We start from the raw sequence: 14550 nt of genomic DNA on the forward strand, positions 1-14550 counted from the left end.
CCACTTTATATCACGATGAGCAAAGCCAGTCACCTCAAAGATATCGGCCTGAAAGCCACCGGCCCGCGTCTGAAAATCCTCGACCTGTTCGAGGAGGCAGACTCCGGCCACATGTCCGCTGAAGACGTTTATCGCAAGCTGCTTGCGGAGAACATCGACATCGGTCTCGCCACCATTTACCGGGTGCTGACCCAGTTCGAGCAAGCCGGCATTCTGGTGCGTCACCACTTTGAGACCGGCAAGGCGGTGTACGAACTGAATCAGGGCGGTCACCACGACCACATGGTCTGCGTCAGCTGTGGCAAGGTGGTGGAATTCTTCGATCCCGAGATCGAGGCGCTGCAGGACCGCATCGCTGAGCAGCAGGGTTTCCGCATCGTCGACCACGCGCTGTACATGTATGGCGAGTGCCCGGACTGCCTGGCCAAGGGCGGCCGCCGCGGATGATTCCCTGGCTCGGTCCCGAGCCTGTCTTCCCGCCGGTAGAGCAGGCCCTGAGTCATCCGAACGGCTTGTTGGCCGCCGGCGGAGACTTGTCCCCCGGGCGCATCCTCAGCGCCTACTCCGAAGGCATTTTCCCCTGGTTTTCCCATGGCGAGCCTATTTTATGGTGGTCTCCGGCACCGCGGATGGTGTTGTACCCCGGGCAGTTGAAAGTCAGCCGTTCGCTGGGCAAGGCCCTGCGCAAGCTCGATTACGAAATCCGGCTGGACAGCGCTTTTGTCGAGGTGATGCAAGGCTGCTCCCAGCCGCGTCCGGGGCAGGACGGCACCTGGATCGTGCCGGAGATGGTGGCCGCCTACTGTCGGCTGCATGCGCTGGGTTATGCGCACAGTTTTGAAACCTGGATGGACGGAGAGCTGGTCGGTGGCCTTTACGGCATCGCCATCGGCCGCATGTTCTATGGCGAGTCGATGTTTGCGCGCCGGACCGACGCCTCCAAGCTGGCCTTCGTGCACATGGTGCGCCATCTGGCGGGCCAGGGCGTGGAAATGATTGACTGCCAGATGCATACCGCGCATCTGGAGAGCCTGGGCGCATGTCTGGTGCCGCGCGATGTTTTTCTTGCTACTCTGAAGGAGAAGATCCGGCAGCCGCAGCCTAGTCAAATGTGGGACTACCATTACCGCCATGAGTCATCGTGAAGCCGGCCAGGTCGCGGCGATCCATTTCTACGCCACCGCGCCTTATCCATGCAGCTATCTGTCGGGACGCCAGGCCCGTTCCCAGGTCGCCATTCCGGCCGAGGCGATAGACAGCGGCGTTTACAGCCAGTTGGTGAGGCTGGGGTTCCGCCGCAGCGGGCTGTATACCTATCGTCCCTATTGCGATGCCTGTCAGGCCTGCATCCCGGTGCGGTTGCCGGTGGAGCAGTTCCATCCCAACCGCACGCAGCGCAAGGTGTGGCGGCGCGGTGGCGGGCTGACGGCCAGATGGCTGCCGTTGGCGTTCGATGCCGAGCATTACGCGTTGTACCGGCTGTACCAGCAGACGCGTCACGCCGGCGGCGGCATGTCTGACGACGACGCGCAGCAATACTCCGAATTCATCCTGAAGAGCGGTGTGGACAGCCAACTGGCCGAGTTCCGCCTGAACGGCGAGTTGAAGATGGTGAGCCTGGTGGACCGGCTGGCGGATGGCCTGTCGGCGGTCTACACCTTTTACGACCCGGCCGACGCGCATATGAGCCTCGGCGTGTTCAATGTGCTGTGGCAGGTGGAGCAGGCGCGCCAGATGGGGTTGAGTTATGTCTACCTTGGCTACTGGATAGCGGATTGCCGCAAGATGGCCTACAAGGCCGACTACCGGCCGCTGCAGGCGCTGCAGGGCGGACGATGGCAGGGCTTGTCCGATCAGGCTTGAGCCAAGCTGGACGTAAAACAGGCCGCCCTTGGGCGGCCTGTCTATTGTGGCGCTGGCTTAGTAAGGCACGACTCGGTCGTTGCCGCCGCCGCTCAGTACTTTCACGCGCTGGTTGGGGCTGAAGGGGATGTCCGCTTCCTGCACGATGGAGATCACCCGTCCGGTATCCAGCTTGACGGTGATTTCCAGCGCATTCTTGCCCAGCGCCTCTTGGGCGGCCTTGGCGCCGTAGCCGCCGGCCAGCGCGCCGACGATGCCGCCGGCGATCTGCCCCTTGCCACCGCCGATATTGCTGCCGGCCAGGCCGCCCAGCGCGGCGCCGCCCAGGGTCAGCAGTTCATTGTTCTGGCCTTCCATCTTGACATTCTGCGCCGAGATCACGGTGCCGAACTGCACGGTCTGCGCCTGGCGCATTTGACCCTTGGAGTAGACGGCGGCGGAGTCGGAGGTTGCGCATCCGCTGAGCGCGCCGGCGCTCAGCAGGGCGATTACGGTCATGCGGCTGAGGGTTGTCTTCATTTTTTGCTCCATTCTTTCTCATGTGCGAGCTTGTAGATACTGGGCTGCCGCCTTGGCGCATTCGCCGACCAGTTCCGGCCCGCGGTAAATCAGGCCGCTGTACAGCTGCACCAGGCTGGCTCCGGCTTCCAGTTTTTCGACGGCGTCGTTGCCGGACAGGATGCCGCCCACTCCTATGATAGGCAGCGCGCCGTCAAGTTCCTTGGCCAGTTTGCGAATCAGCGCGGTGGAGCGGTTGCGCACCGGCGCGCCGGACAGGCCGCCGGCTTCATTTTCCAGCGGATGGCCGGCGATTTCGTGGCGCGACAGCGTGGTATTGGTGGCGATGACGCCGTCTAGCGCATGCTGCCGCAGCAGGCGGGCGATCTCGGCGATCTGCTCGTCGTCCAGGTCCGGCGCGATTTTCACCGCCAGCGGCACGTAGCGGCCATGACTGTCCGCCAGTTGTTGCTGGCGCTGCTTCAATGCGGCCAGCAGCTTGCCCAATTCGTCGCCCTGTTGCAGTTGGCGCAGGTTCTTGGTGTTGGGGGAGGAGATGTTGACGGCGACGTAGCTGGCGTGGGCGTAAACCTGGTCCAGGCAGCTCAGGTAGTCGTTCACCGCGCTTTCTATCGGCGTGATGGCATTCTTGCCGATATTGATGCCCAGCATGCCCTTGAATTTGCAACGGCGCACATTGTCCAGCAGCGCGGCCACGCCATGGTTGTTGAAGCCCATGCGGTTGATGATGGCTTCGTGTTCGGGCAGTCTGAACAGGCGGGGCTTGGGGTTGCCGTCCTGGGGGCGGGGGGTGATAGTGCCGATCTCGATGAAGCCGAAGCCCAGATCGGCCAGCGCGTCGATGTGGCCGCCGTTCTTGTCCAGGCCGGCGGCCAGACCGACGGCGTTGGGGAGGGTCAGGCCCATTGCCTTTACCGGCTGGCGGACTGCGGGGCCGCCGGCCAGCGATCCCAGATGCAGCCGGTGCGCGCGGTCTAGCAGCTTGAGCGTCTGCTCGTGGGCGGTTTCCGCGTCGAACTTGAACAGCAGGGGGCGCAGCAGCGGGTACAGCATGGCATTCTCCGGGCAGACAAATGCCCGGCATTATAACCGGGCATTTCGGCGGCGGCGCGAGCTATTTACAGGATCTGGCAGGCGTCGTCGAAGTTGAAGCGCGGCGAGCGTGGGAACAGCTTATCGGCTTCTCCGTAGCCCAGGTTGATCAGGAAATTGGACTTGAAGCGGCCATCCGGGAAGAAGGCGGCGTCCACCGCGGCGTTGTCGAAGCCCGACATCGGGCCGCAGTCCAGGCCCAGCGAGCGGGCGGCCAGGATCAGGTAGGCGCCTTGCAGCGTGCCGTTGCGGAAGGCGGTGGTCTGGATCAGAGCCTCGTTACCGGCAAACCAGCTCTTGGCGTCGGCATGCGGGAACAGCTTGGGCAGGTGGTCGTAGAACTGGAGGTCGTGGGCGACGATCACGCATACCGGGGCGGCCATGGTCTTGTCCACGTTGCCCGGTGCCAGGCAAGGCTTGAGTTTTTGCTTGGCGGCTTCGCCCTTGACGAAGACGAAGCGGCCCGGCGAGCAATTGGCGCTGGTGGGGCATTGCTTGAGCAGGTCGAACAGCTGACGCAGCACTTCGTCCTCTACCGGGCGCGGCTGCCAGTGGCTGTGGGTGCGGGCATTCAGGAACAGTTGTTCCAGCGTGGCATGAGAGATGGGAGTGCTCATGGTTTTACCTCGGTTGGGGTGGGGGGTGTTGTCTGGGCGGCTGCCGCATCCATCGGCGCGCCGGAGGCGTCATTGGCCTGCACCGAGATGGTGACGCGGCGGTTCCGGGCGCGGCCATCGGTGGTGGCGTTGTCGGCAACCGCCAGATTGGCACCGTGGCCGACTGCTACCATGCGGCTGGCTTCTATGCCGTTTTCCTGGAACAGCCGCACCACGCCGCCGGCGCGGGCGGCCGACAGTTCCCAATTGGATGGGAAGGAGGGGGTGCGGATCGGCACATCGTCGGTGAAGCCTTCCACCTTGATGGAGTTGTCCACGCCAGACAGCAGCTTGGCCATGCTGGACATCAGCGGCAGCGATTGTTGGTTGGGCACCGCCTGGCCGACCGCGAACAGCGCGCTGTCGCGGATGTCGATGTTGATGCCCTGGTTGCTCTGGGTGATGGTGACTTCGCCGCTCTGGACCAGTGGACCGAGCACCTTGGCCAGGTTCTGCGTCAACTGGCCCAGCTTGGCGGCCTCCTCCACGTGGTGGTCCGCCTTGATGCTCTTGGAGATGGGCTTGGTCTGCGGGATTTCTATCATGGTGTTGGCGCCGCCGTTGGGCGGGGAGGTCTGCACCGTGACCACCGTGCCGCTGCGGAAGGCGTCCATGATGGCGGACGACATCACGCGGTATTTGCCTTCGTTCAGCGACGAGATGGCGTACATCACGACGAAGAAGGCGAACAGCAGGGTGATGAAGTCGGCGTAGGAAACCAGCCAGCGTTCATGGTTTTCATGTTCTTCCTCTTGCCGCTTGCGCCTGGATGCCATGTCAGCCTCCGCTGCCTAGAACAGTTCGGTATTGAACAGCGACTTGACCCCGCCGGCGAATTGCACGCCTATGCGGCGGGCCACGCGGCTGGAGAAGTCGTCCTGCTGGGTGTAGTCGACGGTCTTGTCCGCCTTGATCACGTCGCGCGCCACCGACGGCACGGTGCCCAGGCCGTCGGCCAGCCCCAGGGGAATGGCCTTCTCGCCCAGCCATACCATGCCGCTGAACATCTGCGGATCATTCTGCAGGCGTTTGCCGCGGCCGTCGCGCACCGCCTGGATGAACTGCTGGTGGATGTCGTCCAGCAACTGCTGGCGTATCGCTTCGTGCTTGGGGTTGACCGGCGAGAACGGGTCGCCCATCGCCTTGTTTTCCCCGGCGGTTTTCAGCCGTCGCTCGATGCCCAGCTTGTCCATGGCGCCGGTGAAGCCGAAGCCGTCGGACAGTACGCCGATGGAGCCGACGATGCTGGCCTTGTCGACGAAGATCTTGTCGGCGGCGGCGGCGATGTAGTAGCAGCCTGATGCGCAGACCTCGCTGACCACCACGTAGACCGGGGTGGGCGGATGCAGCTTTTTCAGGCGGCGGATTTCATCGTAGACCATGCCGGACAGCACCGGGCTGCCGCCGGGGCTGTTGGCCTCGATGATGATGCCCTTGGTATTGCGGTCGCGGAAGGCCTGGTCCAGCGCTTCCACCAGCTTCTCGCCGCTGTCGTTGTCGCTGCTGATCACGCCGTCCAGCTTGATCACCGCGCTGTGGCCGCTGCCGCCGGCCAGGCCGGAGCCGGTTTTGTCTTCATGGCGCATGAACAGGCTGACGACAATGACGCCTATGATCATCAGCCATGCCAGGCGGAAGAAGATCTTCCACTGGCGTGCGCGGCGTTGCTCCACCAGGGCTGCGGTGGCCAGCTTTTCCAGCAATTGACGTTCCCAGTTGGGGGTGTCGCTCATGATAGGGTGTGCTCCGCGAGAATTCCAAAAGTCTAGCAAAAATCAGTCAGGCATGACATTCAGCCAGACTTGGCCGTTTTGTTCAATGACTTCCAGCTGGGTAAGCGACTGGCCGCGGCAGGGGCCCCAGCTGCAATAGCCGGTGTCCGGATGATAGCGGGCGCCGTGCATGCTGCAGATCAGGTAGTGGCCGGTCAGGTCGAACATCTTGCCGTCCTCCAGGTCCAGCTCCACCGGAATGTGGCGACAGCGGTTGAGGTAGGCGTGGACTTTGCCCTGGTAGCGGATGGCGAAGGCCGGCAGGCGGCTGCCGTCCGGCTGTTCGATTTCAAAGCGGTGGGCGGGACCGCTGTCCAGCAGGTTGGCGGCCGGGCAGATCAGGCAAGTCTTGGCAGCAGCCATGCGCCGAGCTCGGTCAACGAGTGGACGATGATCAGGGGGTGGTCGCGCTGCAGTTGCTCGCCGGCGTGCGCGCCATGGCTGATGCCGACGCCGTGGCAGCGCGCGTTGCCGGCCATCAGCAGGTCGTGGCTGGTATCGCCCACCATCAGCGTGCGGCCGCTCTTCACGCCGAAGCGCGCGGTCAGTTGCAGCAGCATGTCCGGATGCGGTTTGGAGTGGCACTCATCCACGGTGCGGGTGGCGTCGAACAATTCGGCGATGCCGGCGGCGGCCAGCGCCCGGTCGAGGCCTGCGCGGCTGCTGCCGGTGGCGATGGCGACGAAGACGCCGCTGTCGCGTATCGCCAGCAGGATTTCCCGCGTCCCTTCGAACAGCGTGACCTGATCCAGATTGGTCTGGTAGTGGCGCCGGAAGGCGTCGACCAGCGCCGGCAGCCGGTCCGATCCGACCTTCGGGCAGGCGCGCAGCAGGGCGCTGTCCAGCCGCAGGCCTATCACGTGGCTGGCGGTTTCGCGGTCGGGAACCGGAAGGTCCAGCTCTCGGCAGGCTTGCTGGATGGCCTCCACAATGTGGCCGGTGGAGTCCATCAGCGTGCCATCCCAGTCGAATACCACCAGGTCGAACTCTCGCATCAGTGCGGCTCCAGGGTTTTCAGGAACTTGGCCAGCTCCGGCGGCAGCGGCGCCTCCAGTTTCAGAGTGGCGCCGGTCAGCGGATGGGGCAGGGTCAGGCTCTTGGCATGCAGGAACATCCGCTTCAGGCCGCGTTTGGCCAACTCCTTGTTCAGCGGGAAGTCGCCGTATTTCTCGTCGCCGGCGATGGCGCAGCCGTTGGCCAGCATGTGCACCCGTATCTGGTGGGTGCGGCCGGTGCGCAGATGCGCTTCCATCAGCGTAAATTCAGTGTAGCGCTGTTGGATGGCGAAGTTGGTGTGAGCGTACTGGCCGTCCTCCGCCACCTTGACGCGGCGTTCGCCGTCGGCGGTATGGTATTTGAACAGCGGCAGCCTCACCTGCTTGACGTTTTCCGGCCAGTGGCCGAGCGCCAGCGCCAGGTAGCGCTTGTCCGGCACGTTGTCGCGCATCATGTCGTGCAGGCGGGTCAGCGCGGAGCGCTTCTTGGCCAGCATCAAGAGGCCGGAGGTCTCGCGGTCCAGGCGATGCACCAGCTCCAGATAGCGCCAGTCAGGGTGAGCCTGGCGCAGTTGCTCGATCACGCCGAAGGACACGCCGCTGCCGCCGTGCACCGCCACGCCGGCCGGCTTGTCGATCACCAGCATCGCATCGTCTTCGTACACGACGGGGAAGGTGGCTGCGGGCACGTTCTTCTCGGCGCGTTCGGCGACGCGGATCGGCGGAATGCGCAGCTGGTCGCCGGCCGCCACGCGGTAGCTGGCGTCGACGCGGCCCTTGTTCACCCGCACCTCGCCGGAGCGCAGGATGCGGTAGATATGGCTCTTGGGGACGCCCTTGAGCAGGCGTTGCAGGTAGTTGTCCAGCCGTTGGCCGGCATCTTCTGCGTCCACTTCAAGGAAGGTTACGGAATCTTTGCGAATGTCTGTCATATTGCTTATACTTGTGGCGCTGCCCAGCTGTGCCGAGCACGGCGCGGCAGCGGATCGGAAAGCAAGGTCACGGCCTGTTCTGCGTGATGCTGCTGCGGAAATCCGAAACGGCCGGCAGGGCCTGTGTCCTGACCTGATGCCGATCATCCACGGCCGCAGCCAAGGTTAACTCGCTCACCGAAAAGTAGCGATGGTAATGCATTTATACGCATAACGCACTCACGAGTATTCCGTTTCCTGATGCTAAGCCAGTCAGGGAATTTTGCAGCGAAGTTTGACCCGGCATGTCAGCCGTCCTGTCGATGTTTGTCCTGCCTGGTAGGCAGGATCGGTTATCAAGCCGATGCGCCGTTTGCGCACAGAGTTGACGGGCTGCATGTGACCCAATCAGGAAGTAGGCTTGTCAACAAACCTGTTTTTCTCGATCTTTACGTCGACACTTCTTTCGGAAAGCGCCCATCGATAGTCACTGGGCCGTCAAATACTGGCTGCATCCTTGCGTGAGTGCCGCGCAAGGAATGTAAATGAAACGTATGTTGTTCAACGCGACGCAAGCTGAAGAGCTGCGCGTCGCCATCGTCGACGGGCAGAAGCTTGTCGATCTGGATATCGAAACCGTAGGCAAGGAGCAGCGCAAGGGCAATATCTACAAGGGTGTGATCACCCGTATCGAGCCCTCGCTGGAAGCGTGCTTTGTCGATTACGGCACCGAACGCCATGGCTTCCTGCCGTTCAAGGAAGTGTCCCGCTCCTATTTCCAGGGCTATGACGGCGGTCGTCCGCGTATCCAGGACGTGTTGCGCGAAGGCATGGAGGTGGTGGTGCAGGTGGAGAAGGACGAGCGCGGCAACAAGGGCGCCGCTCTGACCACCTATATCAGCCTGGCTGGCCGCTATCTGGTGCTGATGCCCAACAATCCGCGCGGCGGCGGCGTTTCGCGCCGCATCGAGGGCGAGGAGCGCCAGGAGCTGAAAGACCTGCTGTCGCAGCTGGAAGTGTCGCACGGCATGAGCCTGATCGCCCGCACCGCCGGCATCGGCCGCAATCTGGAAGAGCTGCAGTGGGATCTGGGCTACCTGATGCAACTGTGGCGAGCCATCGATGGCGCCGCCGGCGCGCAGTCCGCGCCTTTCCTGATTTTGCAGGAAGGCAGCCTGGTGATCCGCGCCATTCGCGATTATTTCCATCCTGACATCGGCGAAGTGCTGATCGACACCGATGAGATCCACGACCAGGCCCGCCAGTTCATGAGCCATGTCATGCCCAACATGCTGTCGCGTGTGAAGCTGTACAAGGACCATGTGCCGCTGTTCTCCCGTTTCCAGATCGAACACCAGATCGAAACCGCCTTCTCGCGCAGCGTGCAGCTGCCGTCCGGCGGCGCCATCGTGATCGACCATACCGAAGCGCTGGTTTCGGTGGACGTCAACTCGGCGCGCGCCACCAAGGGCGCGGACATCGAGGAAACCGCGGTCCGCACCAACCTGGAAGCCGCGGAGGAGATCGCCCGTCAACTGCGTCTGCGCGACCTGGGCGGCCTGGTTGTGATCGACTTCATCGATATGGAAAACGCCAAGAACCAGCGCGATGTGGAAAACCGCCTGCGCGATGTTCTGAAGCATGATCGCGCCCGCGTGCAGATGGGCAAGCTGTCCCGCTTCGGCCTGCTGGAGCTGTCGCGCCAGCGTCTGCAGCCGTCGTTGGGCGAGACCAGCCATGAGCCATGTCCGCGTTGCCATGGCATCGGCTTCATCCGCGGCACCGAGTCGTCGGCGCTGCACATCCTGCGCATCATTCAGGAAGAGGCGATGAAGGAAAACACCGGCGCGGTGCATGCGCAGGTGCCGGTGGATGTGGCCACCTTCCTGCTCAACGAAAAGCGCGCCGAGATCCATTCGATCGAAGAGCGTCTGGACGTCGATGTAGTGCTGATCCCCAACATCCATCTGGAAACCCCGCATTACAAGATCGTGCGTGTGCGCCACGACGATATGGCCGAACTGGGCGAGGCGCCTAGCTACAGCCGCGTGGAAGTGCAGGAAGAGGATGTGATCACCAACTTCGGCCAGGAAAAGCCGAAGGTGGAGCGCCAGGAAGCCGCGGTCAAGGGCATCACGCCGCAGCAACCGGCTCCGACCGTTGCCGCGCCGATAGCCGCCAAGCCGGTGGTCGAGGCAGGTTTGTTCGCTGGGCTGGTGTCCTGGGTCAAGGGCCTGTTCGCCGAACCGGAGAAGGCGCCGGAACCGGAAGCCAAGAAAAAGCCGGCTCCAGCTTCCCGTGAACAGCGCGGCAACCGCCAGCGTAATCAGGAGCGCCGCACCGGCGGTCAGGCGCGTCGCGATCACGAGCAGCGCCAGGATGACGGCAGGCAGCGTCGCCAGGATGAACGCGGCGAGCGCAAGGATGTTGAGCGCAGCGAGCGTGGCGAACGCAAGGAAGCGCAAGGCCGCGAGCGCGAAGAGCGCAACGAGCAACCGCGCGAGGTACGCGAACCGCGCGAGCCGCGCGGCAACCGCCGCCGCGAACCGCGCGAGCCGCGCGAAGCGAAGGAAGTGCGCGAACAGCCGGTGCGTGAAGAGCGCGTGAGCGACAAGGCCGAGAAACTGGATAAGCCGGAACCGCGCCGCCGTCAGGCGCCGGTGGCTGCTCCGGTGGAAGCCGAGAAGCCGATGCAGGAAGAGCTGCGCTTGGATAGCGAGGCAGAACAGGCGGAACAGGCCGAGTTGCAGGAACGCGGCGAGCGCCGTCGCCGCCGCAGCCGCCGTGATCGCCGCCGCGATGCGCCGGAAGGTTCGGCGGTGGCGGCGGGCGCGGAAGCTCCGGTTGCCGATGCCGCTGGTGTGGCTGCAGTTGCCGCTGTTGCTGCGATTGCAGTGGATGCGGTTATTGAAGCCCAGCCGGTCGCCCAGCCGGAAGCCGATCAGCAAGCCAAGCCTGTTGTCGAGCAGGAGGCTGCCCCGGTAGCGGAAGAAGCTGTTGTCGTGCAAGAGCAGATCCAGCAGCCGGAGCCGGTCTTGGTTGCCGAGTCTGTGGCTGTGATTGCGGCCGAGCCGCAAGCCGAGCCGGTGGTGGTGTCTGCCACGGTGGTGGTGGAAGCTCGTGCCGAGCCGGAGTCGGCCGCGCCGATCGCCGAAGCTGTGGTGGCGGATGTCGTGACCGAGGCGCAGCCGGAAGTCTCCGACGTGGTTGCAGCAGTTGTTGAAGCGCAGCCCGCTGCGCTTGAGCAAGTGGCTGCGGTAGCCGAGCCTGTGCTTGCGCCGCGCGTGGTGGAAGTTGCGCCGGAGACGACGGAAGCGAAGCCCCAGGATTTGGGCGGGCTGGTGATGATTGCTACCAAACCGGCAGTCGAGCAGGCTCAGGCGGTGGTCGAGCCCGAGCTGCAGCAGGGGCCGCGCCGTCGCGATGTGGTGGCCGGCTCCGCAAGCGACGCCCCGGCGCCGCTGCAACTGGTGCAGGTGGAAACCCGCAACGATTGATGGATAGGGTCCAGGCAAAAGGCCGGCAACGGCTTTTTGCTGCGTATCCCATGTCGGGTGTTGACAGGTTTTTGAGAGAAGGGTATTATGCTTCTCTCTAAATGTTCCCTGATAGCTCAGTCGGTAGAGCGACGGACTGTTAATCCGCAGGTCGCAGGTTCGAGCCCTGCTCGGGGAGCCAAAAAATCAAGAAAAGCCCGTACAGCAATGTGCGGGCTTTTTGCATTTCAGCCGGCGGCGGCCGGCATGGCATTATGATGGCGCTGCGGGGCGATGCTGGGCTCGAGATGCGCCAACATGATGTCCCGCACCGCCGTGGCGGGGATCATGTCGCCAGACAGACTATCTGGTTCGGAACTGATCAGCAGCGGACCATCGCTTGGCTTGTCCGTCGGCCTGCCGTGCGATCCCTGCACCAGCGAGCCGTCCAGCGAAATCACATTCAATAAGCTGCGTTGCCCCAGCTTGCGTTTCAGCAGCGTCCAGGCAATGCGCAGCTTGGGCAACGGCAGTTTCGGGTCGAGGAACAGCTCCACCGGGTCGTAGCCGGGCTTGCGGTGGATGTCCACGGTACGGGCGAAGTCCGGGGCCTTGGCCTGGTCCAGCCAGTAATAGTAGCTGAACCAGCGGTCAACCCGGCTGATGGCGACCAGTTCGCCCGAACGGGGATGGTTGAGTCCGTACAGCTGCTTTCCCGCCTCGTCCAGCACCATCTCCACGCCGTCCAATTGCCGCAATAACGCTTTCACTTCGTCTACCAACTCCGGCCGGCGGACATAGATATGGGCGATCTGGTGGTCGGCCAGCGCAAACGCGGCCGAGGCGCCGCAATCCAGCTTGTCCTCCCCTTGCTCCTCCCTTACTTGCAGCCAGCCGGCCTGCCGCAGCGCGCGGTTGATGGCGATGTCGCCGCGCACCGGCGTGACGCCGTACTCGGATAGCGCCAGGATGCGGCTGCCGTCCTGGCGCGCGGCGGCGATCAATTCCGCGCACAGCTGATCCACTGCCGCCACTTCCCGAGGGATTTGCGGATGATCAGGTCCCAGCTTCTGCAGGCTGTAGTCGAGATGGGGCAGGTAGACCAGGGTCAGCTTGGGTTGGCGGCTGTGGTAGAGGTGTAGCGCGCAATCGGCGATCCAGCGGCTGGAGCGGATGTCGCTGGCCGGGCCCCAGAAATGGAACAGAGGAAAATCCCCCAGCCGCTGGCGCAGCTCCTGATGCAACGCCGCCGGAGCGCTGTAGAAATCGGGAATCTTGCGGCCATCGGCCTTGTAGATCGGCCGCGGCGTGACGCTCCACTCCACGTCGGCGTACATGTTGTACCACCAGAACAATTGCGCACAGCTGAAGTCCTGATGGCGCCGCCGCGCCTCATGCCATACTTTTTCGCCCTGGATCAGCGCGTTGCTCTGCCGCCAGAACAGCGGCTCGGCCAGCTCCCTGGAATACCAGCCATTGGCCACGCAACCATGCTGTCTGGGCGGTGCGCCGGTGAGAAAGGTGGCTTGAACCGGGCAGGTGAGGGCGGGGGTGATGGTAGCCAGCGGCCGCATGCAGCCGTCCCTGGCCAACTGGCTGAGCGCCGGCGCGTATTGCAGCAGCCTGGGTGTCAGTCCGACGATATTGAGCACGATGGCGCGCGGCATGGCATGGCCTATTGATCGAGGGTGTCGACTTGCGGTTGCTGGCCGCGCAGCACGGAATTGCCCTGCCATTGCCGGCGCTGGTCTACGTCGAGGCAGCTCTCGGCTTCTGCGATGTCCAGCCTGCCGCTTTGCGCGAAGAAGCGGATGGGGTTGCGCCAGACTATGGTTTCGATGTCGCGTTCGCTGATGCCGGCCTGGCGGAAGGCGTGAACGGTTTTGGGGACTTTCAGCGGATCGCTGATGCCCCAGTCGGCGGCGCTGTTGATGATGATGCGCTCGCTGCCGTATTGCTGTACCAGTGCCACCATCCTGGGCTCGCTCATTTTGGTGTTGGGGTAGATTGAGTGGCCTGCCCAACAGCCGCTGTCCAGCACCCGCGGCAGGGTTTCCTCGGTGTTGTGGTCGATCAGCACCATTTCCTCGGCAATGCCGCTGTCGCGCACCAGATCCAGGCTGCGGATGGTGCCGGCTTTCTTGTCGCGGTGCGGGGTATGCACCAGCACTGGCAACTGGTGCTTGATGGCCAGCTCCAGCTGCAGTTGGAAGTAGCGTTCTTCCGCCGCGGTTTCATCGTCGAATCCTATCTCGCCCACCGCCACCACGCCGTCCTTGTCCAGGTAGCGGTCCAGCAACGCGATCACGCCATCGGCGACATCGGCGTTGTTGGTTTCCTTCGGGTTGAGGCCCAGCGTGCAAAAGTGGCGGATGCCGAATTGGCTGGCGCGGAAGCGTTCCCAGCCCAGCAACGACAGGAAATAATCTTCGAAGGTGCCGACATGGGTGCGCGGCTGGCCCATCCAGAAGGCGGGCTCGACGATGGCGTGTATGCCTTCGCGGCGCATGGCCTGGTAGTCGTCGGTGGTGCGCGAACTCATGTGGATGTGCGGATCAAACATTTTCATGGCAGCTTCCTTTCAGGATCAGGTAAATGTCGTCGGGTAGGTCGGACTGGGTGGCTCGCCGCTCGCTGGCCAGGTCTGCCGCCATCTGGCGCAACTGGGGGGTCAGGCGTTGCTGCAGCCCGTGGATTCGCGATAGCGGGGTGCGGGTGAACAAGGCCTTGAGCACCATCTGGTTGAAGTTCAATTCCGGGAAAAAGCGCGCCGGATAGCTGTTTTCGCAGGCGATGGCTTCAAAGCATCCCTGGATGTGGCTGCGGCAGGCGTCGACGGCTAAGGTCAGGTGGCGTTCGGGATCGGGCAGCAGTGGCAAGGCGCGCAGCAGGCTTTGCTGTTCGCTGGCGTCGCCGCCCCGGTACAGGCGGAGCAACCATTGATCCGCCTGCGCGCGGTCCATTCCGGGCAGGGTCCGCAGCAGCAACAGCAGCCGGCCTATGTCGCCGGCTTGCCAATCCTGCTGCGTGACGGCTCCGGCGCGCAGTAGTTCCTCCTGCAGTTGCTGCGGCAGCTGGATCAGCGGTTTCAGACTGCGGGCGCTGGTGCTGTAAAGCTGCTGCAGCGCATCGGTGTCCGGCAGCGACGCCAGCGCGGGAGGCAATTTTTCCAGCCATTGCCGGGGCGTCTTCGCGGTGAGGGGGCCGATGGTCCGTTCGATTTGCTGCTGGATGATGTCGCTGAGCATGGCAGGCTCCAGGTCGGG

Annotated in this window: 15 protein-coding genes and 1 tRNA gene; 5 read left to right on the forward strand and 11 right to left on the reverse strand. The window is 63.6% G+C overall.

The features are described from left to right. The first annotated feature begins 15 nt into the window (after positions 1-15). From fur to BI347_RS14500, 3 genes are read left to right on the forward strand one after another with little or no spacing between them, the layout of a single operon-like run. Complete coding sequence (gene fur / locus BI347_RS14490) at positions 16-447, forward strand: ferric iron uptake transcriptional regulator (protein WP_071112421.1); 432 nt, start codon at positions 16-18, stop codon at positions 445-447. Beyond that, the gene (aat, locus tag BI347_RS14495; protein ID WP_071116167.1) at positions 444-1145 is read left to right on the forward strand and encodes a leucyl/phenylalanyl-tRNA--protein transferase; all 702 of its coding nucleotides are present in this window, start codon (positions 444-446) and stop codon (positions 1143-1145) included. The genes fur and aat overlap by 4 nt, the downstream gene beginning before the upstream one ends. Beyond that, a complete protein-coding gene (locus BI347_RS14500) occupies positions 1132-1863 on the forward strand; it encodes an arginyltransferase (protein ID WP_071112419.1) in 732 nt (243 codons plus the stop codon). The genes aat and BI347_RS14500 overlap by 14 nt, the downstream gene beginning before the upstream one ends. A gap of 57 nt (positions 1864-1920) precedes the next feature. Here BI347_RS14500 and BI347_RS14505 read toward each other — a convergent pair whose 3' ends face one another. From BI347_RS14505 to BI347_RS14540, 8 genes are all read right to left on the reverse strand, one after another. Beyond that, positions 1921-2382, reverse strand: a complete 462-nt coding sequence (locus BI347_RS14505; protein WP_071116430.1) for an outer membrane lipoprotein — start codon at positions 2380-2382, stop codon at positions 1921-1923. 18 nt (positions 2383-2400) lie between these two features. Then, a complete protein-coding gene (locus tag BI347_RS14510) occupies positions 2401-3435 on the reverse strand; it encodes a quinone-dependent dihydroorotate dehydrogenase (RefSeq protein WP_071116168.1) in 1035 nt (344 codons plus the stop codon). Positions 3436-3500: 65 nt separating this feature from the next. After that, a complete protein-coding gene (locus BI347_RS14515) occupies positions 3501-4091 on the reverse strand; it encodes a malonic semialdehyde reductase (protein ID WP_071112417.1) in 591 nt (196 codons plus the stop codon). Further along, positions 4088-4906, reverse strand: a complete 819-nt coding sequence (gene motD, locus BI347_RS14520; RefSeq protein ID WP_071116169.1) for a flagellar motor protein MotD — start codon at positions 4904-4906, stop codon at positions 4088-4090. The genes BI347_RS14515 and motD overlap by 4 nt, the downstream gene beginning before the upstream one ends. A 15-nt stretch (positions 4907-4921) precedes the next feature. Then, complete coding sequence (locus BI347_RS14525) at positions 4922-5863, reverse strand: S49 family peptidase (RefSeq protein ID WP_071116170.1); 942 nt, start codon at positions 5861-5863, stop codon at positions 4922-4924. A gap of 42 nt (positions 5864-5905) precedes the next feature. Further along, entirely contained in the window at positions 5906-6265 is a 360-nt protein-coding gene (locus BI347_RS14530; RefSeq protein WP_071112414.1) for a Rieske (2Fe-2S) protein, read from the reverse strand. Then, a complete protein-coding gene (locus tag BI347_RS14535) occupies positions 6241-6897 on the reverse strand; it encodes an HAD family hydrolase (protein WP_071116171.1) in 657 nt (218 codons plus the stop codon). Before BI347_RS14535 ends, BI347_RS14530 begins: the two co-directional genes overlap by 25 nt. Continuing rightward, complete coding sequence (locus BI347_RS14540) at positions 6897-7829, reverse strand: RluA family pseudouridine synthase (protein WP_071112412.1); 933 nt, start codon at positions 7827-7829, stop codon at positions 6897-6899. The genes BI347_RS14535 and BI347_RS14540 overlap by 1 nt, the downstream gene beginning before the upstream one ends. A gap of 524 nt (positions 7830-8353) precedes the next feature. On the opposite strand from BI347_RS14540, the gene BI347_RS14545 reads away from it, so the two are divergent. Next, positions 8354-11305, forward strand: a complete 2952-nt coding sequence (locus tag BI347_RS14545) for an Rne/Rng family ribonuclease (RefSeq protein WP_071116172.1) — start codon at positions 8354-8356, stop codon at positions 11303-11305. A gap of 105 nt (positions 11306-11410) precedes the next feature. After that, positions 11411-11486 (forward strand) — tRNA-Asn (locus tag BI347_RS14550). Between the two features lie 46 nt (positions 11487-11532). On the opposite strand, the gene BI347_RS14555 is transcribed toward BI347_RS14550, so the two are convergent. Genes BI347_RS14555 through BI347_RS14565 form a run of 3 tightly spaced genes read right to left on the reverse strand, consistent with a single transcriptional unit; the run spans position 11533 to position 14532 of the window. Continuing rightward, positions 11533-12951 carry an alkaline phosphatase family protein gene (locus tag BI347_RS14555; RefSeq protein ID WP_071116173.1) on the reverse strand — a complete coding sequence of 473 codons (1419 nt, stop codon included), beginning with the start codon at positions 12949-12951 and terminating at the stop codon, positions 11533-11535. Positions 12952-12959: 8 nt separating this feature from the next. Then, on the reverse strand, positions 12960-13853 hold the full coding sequence (locus BI347_RS14560) for a TatD family hydrolase (RefSeq protein ID WP_071116174.1): 894 nt from the start codon (positions 13851-13853) through the stop codon (positions 12960-12962). After that, the gene (locus BI347_RS14565; RefSeq protein WP_071116175.1) at positions 13840-14532 is read right to left on the reverse strand and encodes an EboA domain-containing protein; all 693 of its coding nucleotides are present in this window, start codon (positions 14530-14532) and stop codon (positions 13840-13842) included. Before BI347_RS14565 ends, BI347_RS14560 begins: the two co-directional genes overlap by 14 nt. Positions 14533-14550: the final 18 nt, after the last annotated feature.

Source organism: Chromobacterium sphagni (assembly GCF_001855575.1).
GTDB classification, from domain to species: domain Bacteria; phylum Pseudomonadota; class Gammaproteobacteria; order Burkholderiales; family Chromobacteriaceae; genus Chromobacterium; species Chromobacterium sphagni.